This is a genomic window from Escherichia sp. MOD1-EC6098 (genome assembly GCF_002965865.1).
In the GTDB taxonomy this organism is placed as follows: Bacteria; Pseudomonadota; Gammaproteobacteria; order Enterobacterales; family Enterobacteriaceae; genus Escherichia; species Escherichia marmotae.
In genome coordinates, this window is sequence record NZ_PTSN01000001.1 from 21,010 (window position 1) to 30,711 (window position 9,702).

At 51.6% G+C, this 9,702-nt stretch carries 7 protein-coding genes; 2 read left to right on the plus strand and 5 right to left on the minus strand.

From position 1 onward, the window contains the following. Positions 1-82: 82 nt before the first annotated feature. Positions 83-3,400: a diguanylate cyclase gene (locus C0K55_RS00100; protein ID WP_105266146.1), complete on the plus strand. Its 3,318-nt coding sequence runs from the start codon at positions 83-85 to the stop codon at positions 3,398-3,400. Between the two features lie 70 nt (positions 3,401-3,470). Here C0K55_RS00100 and alkA read toward each other — a convergent pair whose 3' ends face one another. Continuing rightward, entirely contained in the window at positions 3,471-4,319 is an 849-nt protein-coding gene (gene alkA / locus C0K55_RS00105; protein ID WP_000288421.1) for a DNA-3-methyladenine glycosylase 2, read from the minus strand. Positions 4,320-4,452: 133 nt separating this feature from the next. On the opposite strand from alkA, the gene yegD reads away from it, so the two are divergent. After that, positions 4,453-5,805, plus strand: a complete 1,353-nt coding sequence (yegD, locus tag C0K55_RS00115) for a molecular chaperone (protein ID WP_105266145.1) — start codon at positions 4,453-4,455, stop codon at positions 5,803-5,805. A gap of 12 nt (positions 5,806-5,817) precedes the next feature. On the opposite strand, the gene C0K55_RS00120 is transcribed toward yegD, so the two are convergent. The 4 genes from C0K55_RS00120 to C0K55_RS27065 all read right to left on the minus strand — a co-directional run bounded on the left by C0K55_RS00120 (position 5,818) and on the right by C0K55_RS27065 (position 9,446). Then, positions 5,818-7,758: a helix-hairpin-helix domain-containing protein gene (locus tag C0K55_RS00120; protein ID WP_105266144.1), complete on the minus strand. Its 1,941-nt coding sequence runs from the start codon at positions 7,756-7,758 to the stop codon at positions 5,818-5,820. Next, positions 7,755-8,516, minus strand: coding sequence for a PP2C family serine/threonine-protein phosphatase (locus tag C0K55_RS00125; protein ID WP_064767429.1), 762 nt, complete (start codon positions 8,514-8,516; stop codon positions 7,755-7,757). The genes C0K55_RS00120 and C0K55_RS00125 overlap by 4 nt, the downstream gene beginning before the upstream one ends. Next, positions 8,513-9,172 (minus strand): vWA domain-containing protein, encoded by a 660-nt coding sequence (locus tag C0K55_RS00130; protein ID WP_000003146.1) that lies wholly within the window; start codon positions 9,170-9,172, stop codon positions 8,513-8,515. Before C0K55_RS00130 ends, C0K55_RS00125 begins: the two co-directional genes overlap by 4 nt. A 217-nt stretch (positions 9,173-9,389) precedes the next feature. Beyond that, entirely contained in the window at positions 9,390-9,446 is a 57-nt protein-coding gene (locus C0K55_RS27065; protein ID WP_122983111.1) for a type I toxin-antitoxin system Ibs family toxin, read from the minus strand. Between the last annotated feature and the right edge of the window lie 256 nt (positions 9,447-9,702).

A 9,702-nucleotide genomic window follows, 5' to 3' on the forward strand; every position in this document is an offset into this window, starting at 1 on the left:
CCGCATATAAAATGTAAAACTTTTGTACTAGCATAAACACAGATACTAATGCTGGCGACTTGGCCATATGGATAGAGCGGTAATGAGTAAACGATCACAACGTGTTTTAATTACCCTGCCTCATCCACTGCTTCACCTCGTCAGTTTAGGTTTAGTCTCGTTTATCTTTACCCTCTTTTCACTTGAACTTTCGCAGTTTGGTAGCCAGCTTGCGCCGCTGTGGTTTCCGACGTCCATTATGATGGTGGCGTTTTACCGCCATGCCGGGCGGATGTGGCCGGGAATCGCATTGGCCTGCTCGCTGGGAAATGTCGCCGCATCTGTACTGCTTTTTTCTACCAGTTCGCTCAATATGACCTGGACGACCATCAACATTATTGAGGCCGTCGTGGGCGCAATGCTGCTGCGTAAATTATTACCGTGGTATAACCCACTACAAAATCTGGCTGACTGGCTACGTCTGGCATTTGGCAGCGCTATCGTGCCACCTGTATTGGGCGGCGTGCTGGTTGTCTTGCTGGTTCCAGACGACGATCCACTTAAAGCATTTCTGATCTGGGTGCTTTCCGAATCAATCGGCGCACTGGCGCTAGTCCCGCTGGGATTGTTGTTTAAGCCACACTATCTATTGCGCCATCGCGACCCGCGGTTGCTGTTTGAGACGCTGTTAACGTTATCCATCACGCTGGCGTTAAGCTGGCTCTCGATGCGGTATCTGCCGTGGCCTTTTACTTTCATTATTGTGCTGCTGATGTGGAGCGCCGTGCGTTTGCCACGGATGGAAGCCTTTTTGATTTTTCTTGCCACGGTGATGATGGTGTCGCTGATGTTGGCAGCCGATCCGGCTTTACTCGCCACGCCGCGAACCTACCTGATGAGCCATATGCCGTGGCTGCCATTTTTGCTGATCCTGCTGCCCGCCAATATCATGACCATGGTGATGTATGCCTTTCGCGCTGAACGCAAGCATATTTCCGAAAGCGAAACCCGCTTTCGGAATGCGATGGAGTATTCCGCCATCGGCATGGTGTTAGTGGGTATCGAAGGGCAATGGCTGCAATCCAACAAGTCGCTATGCCAGTTTCTTGGTTACAGCCAGGAAGAGCTGCGTGCCATTACCTTTCAACAACTTACCTGGCCGGAAGATCTCAATAAAGATCTGCAACACGTTGAGAAGTTGATCAGCGGTGAAATAAACACCTATTCAATGGAAAAACGCTACTACAACCGTAATGGCGACGTTGTCTGGGCGTTGCTTGCCGTCTCACTGGTACGCCACACCGATGGCACACCACTCTATTTTATTGCCCAGATTGAAGACATAAACGATCTCAAACGCACCGAACAGATCAACAAACGTCTGATGGAACGGATAACACTGGCTAACGAAGCCGGTGGCATTGGCATCTGGGAGTGGGAGCTGAAGCCTAACATCTTCAGTTGGGATAAGCGGATGTTCGAGCTGTATGAAATTCCGTCACATGTCAAACCGAACTGGCAGGTGTGGTACGACTGTGTGCTGCCAGAAGATCGCGGGCACGCCGAGAAAGTGATTCGCGATTCATTGCAGGCTCGTTTGCCTTTTAAACTGGAATTTCGCATTACCGTAAAAGATGGCATCCGCCATATTCGCGCCCTCGCCAATCGTGTGCTGAATAAAGAGGGCGAAGTCGAGCGCCTGCTCGGCATTAATATTGATATGACCGAAGTGAAACAGCTCAATGAGGCGCTGTTTCAGGAAAAAGAGCGCCTGCACATTACGCTGGATTCCATCGGTGAAGCCGTGGTCTGTATTGATATGGCGATGAAAATCACCTTTATGAATCCGGTTGCCGAGAAGATGAGCGGCTGGACGCAAGAAGAGGCGTTGGGTGTTCCGCTACTCACGGTGTTGCAAATTACATTTGGTGATAATGGTCCCTTAATGGAGAACATTTACAGTGCCGACACGTCGCGTTCCGCTATCGAACAAGATGTCGTTCTCCACTGCCGTAGCGGCGGCAGCTACGACGTCCATTACAGCATTACGCCGCTAAGTACCCTTGATGGCAGCAATATTGGTTCGGTGCTGGTAATTCAGGACGTCACCGAATCACGCAAAATGCTGCGCCAGCTTAGCTACAGCGCCTCCCATGATACCCTGACGCATCTCGCCAACCGTGCCAGTTTTGAGAAGCAGTTGCGGATACTTTTGCAGACGGTAAGCAGTACGCATCAACGACATGCTCTGGTGTTTATCGATCTTGATCGCTTTAAAGCCGTAAATGACAGCGCCGGGCACGCGGCAGGTGATGCCCTGCTGCGAGAACTGGCATCGCTGATGTTAAACCTGTTGCGCTCCAGTGACGTGCTGGCGCGGCTCGGCGGTGATGAATTTGGTCTTTTACTACCTGACTGTAATGTTGAAAGTGCCCGCTTTATCGCGACACGCATTATCAGCACGATTAATGACTACCACTTTATGTGGGAAGGCCGTGTGCATCGGGTTGGAGCCAGCGCAGGAATTACACTGATCGATGACAGCAATCATCAGGCGGCAGATGTGATGTCGCAGGCCGATATCGCCTGTTATGCTTCAAAAAATGCGGGCCGCGGCCAGGTGACGGTTTACGAACCACAGCAAGTTACCGCACATAGCGCACAGGCAGCGATGTCACCCGATGATCCGTGGATGATGATTAAAGAGAATCATCTGCTGCTGATCGCCCACGGCGTCGCTTCTCCGCGAATTCCGGAAACGCGTAATCTGTGGCTGATTTCGCTTAAGCTCTGGAGTCGTAACGGCGAGGTTATTAACGAACTGACATTTCGCCGTAGCTTCAGTGATCCGATGCTCAATCTCGCCCTTGATCGCCGGGTATTGCATGAATTTTTCCAACAGGCAGCAAACGCAGTTGCCAGTAAAGGCTTAAGCATCGCCCTTCCCCTTTCCGTTACCGGTTTAAGCAACACCACGCTGGTGGATGAACTGCTTGAACAACTGGAAAATAGCCCACTACAACCACGGTTATTACATCTGATTATTCCGGCAGAAACCATTTTCGACCACGCAGAAAATATGCACAAACTGCGGCTGGCGGGCTGCCGGATCGTGCTCAGTCAGGTGGGACGCGACCTGCAAATCTTCAACGCACTGAACGCGAATATGGCAGATTATCTGCTACTCGACGACGAGTTATGCGCCAGCGTACAAGGCAATTTGATGGATGAAATGCTGATTTCGATCATTCAGGGTCACGCCCGGCGGCTGGGATTGAAAACCATCGCCGGGCCAGTAACGCTGCCGCTGGTAATGGATACGCTTTCTGGCATCGGCGTCGATCTGATTTATGGCGAGGTGATTGCCGATGCCCAACCGCTGGATTTGCTGGTTAATAGCAGTTATTTCGCAATTAACTGAGTATTTTGCCGCCCCCATCGCCTGATGCGTCTACAATTCATCCATTTCGTCGGCCGCCCGGCGACCAGCATCATGCTTCATCTGGTTGCCAGCCTTCCGTATACCAGATATGCAACAGCGCATAAGAACGCCAGGGTTTCCAGCGTTCGGCATAACGGCGGATTTGTGCCGGTGTCATTCCCGGAAATCGCTGTTTAATTAAATAATCATCCGGTAGAAAAACATCTTTCGCTTGCCAGCCGCGCAAGGCGAAATAATTCGCCGTCCAGCGCCCGATTCCAGGAAAGGTTTGCAGCGTTTTCATCGCCTGCTCAACATCACCGGGCATTGTTATCGGTAAGGAGCCATCCAGTACCGCATTTGCCAGATGGATCAACGCCTCTGCACGTTTCAGCGGCATCCCCAACGCTTTTAGCGCCTGCGAATCGGCTGCTGCCAGCCGTTGAGGCGTGGGAAAGCAGATATAATCCGGGAAATCATCCAGACGTTCGCCATAAAGCTGCACCACTTTGGCGGTCAATTTCGCCGCCATCGCCACGCTCACCAGTTGGCCTAAAATGGCGCGCACGCCCTGTTCAAAAGCATCAACACAGCCAGGTAAACGCAATCCCGGCCGCGCCGCGCCTAACTCACCTAACGCCCCATTAACAATCTGCGGATTACATTGCAGATCAAACAGGCGGCTTATTTTCGCCAGGCACTCGGTCGCCACCGGTTCTAATCCCGAACTTAAGTTCACTTGCAACGTATTATTTTCGACATCAGGAACCACCGTTATCATGCCCCGATGTTCGCCCACTGCCAGACTGCGGGCATAATAATTGTCAGCGACCGTTTCCACACCGCTCACCGCACGAGTGGCAAGAAATCCCAACATCCACGACCAGTCATACGGCGGTTGCCAGTTCAGGGTATACATCGCATCTCCTTTTTTATCCGCTTTCAGCATAAACGTTATTCAGACGCAGCGCTTTGCTTTCATATTCCGGTTGTCGCGGCGACAACATTTCGCTAAAGTCACGCCCCTTCTTCACCGGCATGGGGATTATTTCGTGTTTATTGGTTTTGATTACGGTACAGCAAACTGTTCAGTAGCGGTGATGCGTGACGGTAAACCACAGTTGCTGAAAATGGAAAATGACAGCTCGCTGCTGCCTTCAATGCTTTGCGCACCAACGCGTGAAGCTGTAAGCGAATGGCTGTACCGCCATCATGATGTTCCGGCAAACGACGATGAAACGCAGGCGCTGCTGCGTCGGGCGATTCGTTACAACCGCGAAGAAGATATCGATGTTACGGCGAAAAGCGTGCAGTTCGGTCTTTCCTCACTGGCGCAGTACATTGATGATCCGGAAGAAGTGTGGTTTGTGAAATCACCGAAATCGTTCCTCGGAGCCAGCGGTTTAAAACCGCAGCAGGTGGCGCTGTTTGAAGATCTGGTCTGCGCAATGATGTTACACATTCGCCAACAGGCACAAGCGCAGTTACCTGAAGCGATTACCCAAGCGGTGATTGGCCGTCCGATTAACTTCCAGGGGCTGGGTGGCGATGAAGCTAACGCCCAGGCGCAGGGGATCCTCGAACGTGCGGCGAAGCGTGCCGGGTTCAAGGATGTGGTATTCCAGTACGAACCGGTGGCGGCCGGGCTGGATTACGAAGCGACCTTGCAGGAAGAAAAACGTGTACTGGTGGTGGATATCGGTGGCGGTACGACTGACTGTTCATTGTTGCTTATGGGCCCCCAGTGGCGTTCGCGCCTGGATCGTGAAGCCAGTCTGCTTGGTCACAGTGGCTGCCGTATTGGCGGTAACGATCTGGATATCGCACTGGCGTTTAAACACCTGATGCCACTGCTGGGCATGGGTGGCGATACAGAAAAAGGTATCGCCCTGCCGATTCTGCCGTGGTGGAATGCGGTCGCCATCAACGACGTACCTGCGCAAAGCGATTTCTACAGTAGCGCCAATGGTCGTCTGCTTAATGATTTAGTACGAGATGCCCGCGAACCGGAAAAAGTTGCCCTGTTGCAGAAAGTCTGGCGGCAACGTTTAAGTTATCGCCTGGTACGCTGCGCAGAAGAGAGCAAAATTGCGCTTTCCAGTGAAGTTGAAACTCGCGCGTCGCTGCCATTTATCCGCGACGAACTGGCTACGCTGATTAGCCAGCAAGGGTTGGAGAGCGCCCTCAACCAGCCGTTGACGCGGATTCTGGAACAGGTGCAACTGGCGCTGGATAACGCCCAGGAAAAACCGGACGTCATCTATCTGACTGGTGGTAGCGCCCGCTCGCCGCTGATTAAAAAGGCACTGGCGGAACAGTTGCCGGGGATTCCGATTGCTGGCGGCGATGACTTTGGCTCCGTCACCGCCGGACTGGCACGCTGGGCGGAAGTGGTATTTCGTTAAATGAAGGATGGCTCAGCAACGGCTTAAATCTGCCTGCACCTGAGCCAGTTTCTCCGCCGCCTGACGTAACGGTTCCAGCAACGGCATAGTCCGTGCAGAAGCATGAAGACGGAAACGCTGCAATTCTGTCGCGCCGACAGTCAACGCCGATTCCAGTCGATGTCGTTTGGCGGCAATTTTCGCCATTACCGCCTGCCTGTCTGCTGGCGTTACCGCTTCATTCGGCCTGAACACAAATCGGCGTTCGCAGCTCGCTTTCCAGTCAATGACAGCCTGGGTCAGATGGTCGCCAAACCCTTTCACTTGCTTAACGCCGCGTCGGGTAACATCCGCCGCCGTTTCAATACCAAAGGAACGTAACGCCGCTTTACGAGCCGTGCCAACGCCTGGAATCGACGCGGTATCAATAAAAAATCCTTCGAGGAATTTGTGCTTCTGGCGTTCCCGTGCTGTGTCATGGAGTGCTGCCAACGCTTGCGTTTCTTCTTCCGGCAGACCGAGAAGCTCGCTCTTCATTTTTTCGAGCATCGTCCGTTTAGCGATAAAACCTTCCAGCCCACCTGCCTGCTGGATCTGGTTAACTAAATGGTCATAGTCCATTTTTGCGCTATTAAACGCCTCACGGCGTCGTTGGACTTCTGCTTTGTACGCTTTGCTTGCCAGACTGCCAATAATCCAGATAGCCGCCAGCACGGGAACCAAAACGATATAGCGCGGTTCCGCCTGAAGACCGCAAAGTAACAGCGATAACGCTGACAACGCGATCTCAATCAGAATGATGTATTTACTCCTTAGTACCCCAACAGGAAGCAGCCTGCCAGTAAGTTGGAAATGTCCCGGTAATGGTAACTGTAATGCTGGCGGTGGCACTGACGCCATTACCATCGCCCAGACTTTCGCCAGCACAAAATTTCCGCCGGTGGTAATGACCTCTTCACCGGGATCAATAAAATAGATAACGCCTTGATTATCGAGCGCACACCACGGGCAGTCAGTTAAATGATCCGGGTAAATATGCATTGCTGAAACGGTACATTTCTTTAACTGTTGGCGTAGAGAATCAAGTGCCGCTACCCATGTTTTTGCCGTCGGACGCGCGGTTGCCACGCCACTTTCGGTGAACGCCTGCTGAAACAGCGCTTCAATATGGGTTGGTAGAATCGATAACGGAATAGATCGTGGCGGCGGTTTTAATCCTCGTTGCTGACTGCCCGACGCGTAGGCATAACGGAAATGGGCAATATCCGTCTCCAGCGCATTACCCGCTTCAGGTATAAGCGGCACACCGGAATAAGGATGACGCCCACCAAATAAGACGTGAAAAATCAGCAACGCAAGGCCAAAATTATCGTGATTCACTGTGCGTTCAAAGCCAACAAATGACGGCAAGCTTTGCAGTTCTGGCGGCGTAAAATGCGACACGCCGACTTCGCATAAATGCAGCGTGCCATTGGCGTTAATCTGAAAGGAATCACTGTCGATCAATACAACTTTGCTATCGCGGCCTACCATAAAGCTATTCTGGTTTACGTCACCCACGACATGCCCGTGCTCGTGAATCGTAGTAAAAGATGAAGCTATATTACGCGCAACATAGAGTAGAAAATCCCACGCACAATGAGGGTAACTCTGGCGACGATGTGCCGGGCTATAGATCATATGAATCGGTTCTTTACCTGAAACCTTTGGCATCATAAAACCGATGGTTTTTCCGCCGCGCCCGGCGTGAAGCGTTGCCTGCGGCCAGGCGACATAATTCAGCAACTGCGCATCAACTGTCGCCGCCATAAAGGCAAGTTTGTCCTGTTTTAAGGCGGGTGGCGGCGTGTGATAAATCTTGGCGACGCTATCGACAAACTCCTCAATATCATAAACCGCACCTTCGCCACCTTTGCCCAGTTCACGGTCTGGCGTAACGCACTCGCCAGTAGCGGTATACAAGGTTGATTTCATGGTAACCAAATAGCCAGCGCCAGCGTTTTATCATCGTTCGTGCGTTCATTTACTGCCTCACTGAACAAAAATTGCTTCAATAAATCTGGCAGTAAATCGTATTGTTCAGGCGTAGCTGATTTGAGTCCATTGAAAAATGGCGCAAAGAAAGGCCCATGGGGCACGTTATCCAGCATATTTAATGCCAGCCGTTGAATGCCATCCGTAAATGTTGCCACTTTTACCGCCCGTTCAGTGCAGGTGTAAGTTTCCAGTCTGGAAACGGCATCTTCATCGGTAACGAAGTGCGTCATATTGGCATATTCACCCACCATCGGCATGAGCGGCAGTTGCAGGCCGTGACCAAAATCCACCACCACGCCACCATCGCCAATCTGCATAATCAAGGTGCCGTTAGCCGATGAAATCAATCCCAGAAACGTGCAGGCAAAATCGCGAACCGCTAATTCTTTGGCTTCAGCCTCGGCAAAAAGTCGCTGACGAATAGACAGCACAATATCCGTGGCGAGGACGTCATTAAGCCCCAATTCCCCGCCCTGCACTTTCTGCAACATATAAGCCATCGCTTCATTGACAGCAAGCATCGCGCCTTCACCACCCAGCGACACGCTACCTGCGCCATCAGCAAGAAACACCACCAGTAATGGCTGCTGGTCTTTTAGCCAGACAACCTGCATCTGGCAGGCATCCTGGCAAGGCAAGCCAGAGCTGATGTGCGACGTTCCGACGGCAGATGCATAAACCAGGCGCCAGCTCACACTGACGTCCAACCTTTCGGTGCTTCCAGTACAACTTCCGTTCCCGGCGTGGAACGGGAAACCGAACGTAGCGAACTGGATAACCAACTAAACAATTCGCGGAATTGTAATCCTTGCAGTGTCAAAGGCTGGCGGACGCTGATTTGTGCCAGGGTCTTCATATCAGCCCCCTGAACACCAATGGTGAAAAAGGCAAACTTCTTAGCGTCTTCCCCCTGAAACACTTTGTGGGCGGCAGTCTGCCACTCATCGGTTGGCGCGCCATCGGTGATCAGGAAAATCCACGGACGATAATAGGAGATACCATTGGCACGATACTCCCGCTTACGTTCCTCAACCATATTCAAGGCTTTGGTAATGGCTGCGCCCATGGGTGTATCGCCCTGAGCAAACAGGATGGGCGGGAAAAAGTTAGCGGCGCTGGTAAATGGTTGTTCCACATACACCGGGCCGAAAGTCACAATACCCAGTTCGACTCTTTTTAATGCCAGCGGATCGGCAAGCAGTTCATCGCGAAAGGTAACCAATCCGGCGTTAAGTTCATTAATGGGTTTGCCGTTCATCGAACCAGAAACATCCAGCAGCAAAATGCAGGGGCAACGTGGTTCCGGATTACTGGCAAAATCGCTGGTGGCAAAGGTGATTTGTTCGCTCATAAGAGATCCTTTCTTAGAGAATTATTAAGGTTCGGTATCATACCGACTGCAATAATGAATTAAGAGCAGGTGAAACAACTTTCAGAATTCAGTCCAACTGCGTAGATAATTTTGCTATTCGCCTCGCAAGAACGAGGTCTTATAGATTGACAGTAAGGGGGGAGTGACATACTTTCAGGAGTGAGGGTTGAGCGGGGTTTCCCCCGCCCTGGTAGTCTTAGTAAGCCGGTAAGCTAACGACTAAGAGCACCACGATGATGATCCATTTCATCATGACCCTTTCCTTCTTTAAGGCCCCTTCTTCGGGAGGGGCTTTCCCGTTTCAGCATCCCGCTGAAATCGTCGGCTTACCTCCTTATCGCCATGCACGTAGTCTATCGCTAACCTGCAGATAAAATAGTTTCACATGTTATTACTGGATGCGCGCTCGCAAAGTGCACAACCATTCAGACGATTCGCGAAACTGTTTCATAATTCCTCCATTTTTCTCCCTGATTAGCTGGCTACACTAGTATCATTCCGCGAAACGT

Coding starts and splice junctions, on each gene's coding strand:
- C0K55_RS00100 (WP_105266146.1), top strand. CDS start 83: ATGAGTAAACGATCACAACGTGTTTTAATTACCCTGCCTCATCCACTG.
- alkA (WP_000288421.1), bottom strand. CDS start 4,319: ATGTATACCCTGAACTGGCAACCGCCGTATGACTGGTCGTGGATGTTG.
- C0K55_RS00120 (WP_105266144.1), bottom strand. CDS start 7,758: ATGAAATCAACCTTGTATACCGCTACTGGCGAGTGCGTTACGCCAGAC.
- C0K55_RS00130 (WP_000003146.1), bottom strand. CDS start 9,172: ATGAGCGAACAAATCACCTTTGCCACCAGCGATTTTGCCAGTAATCCG.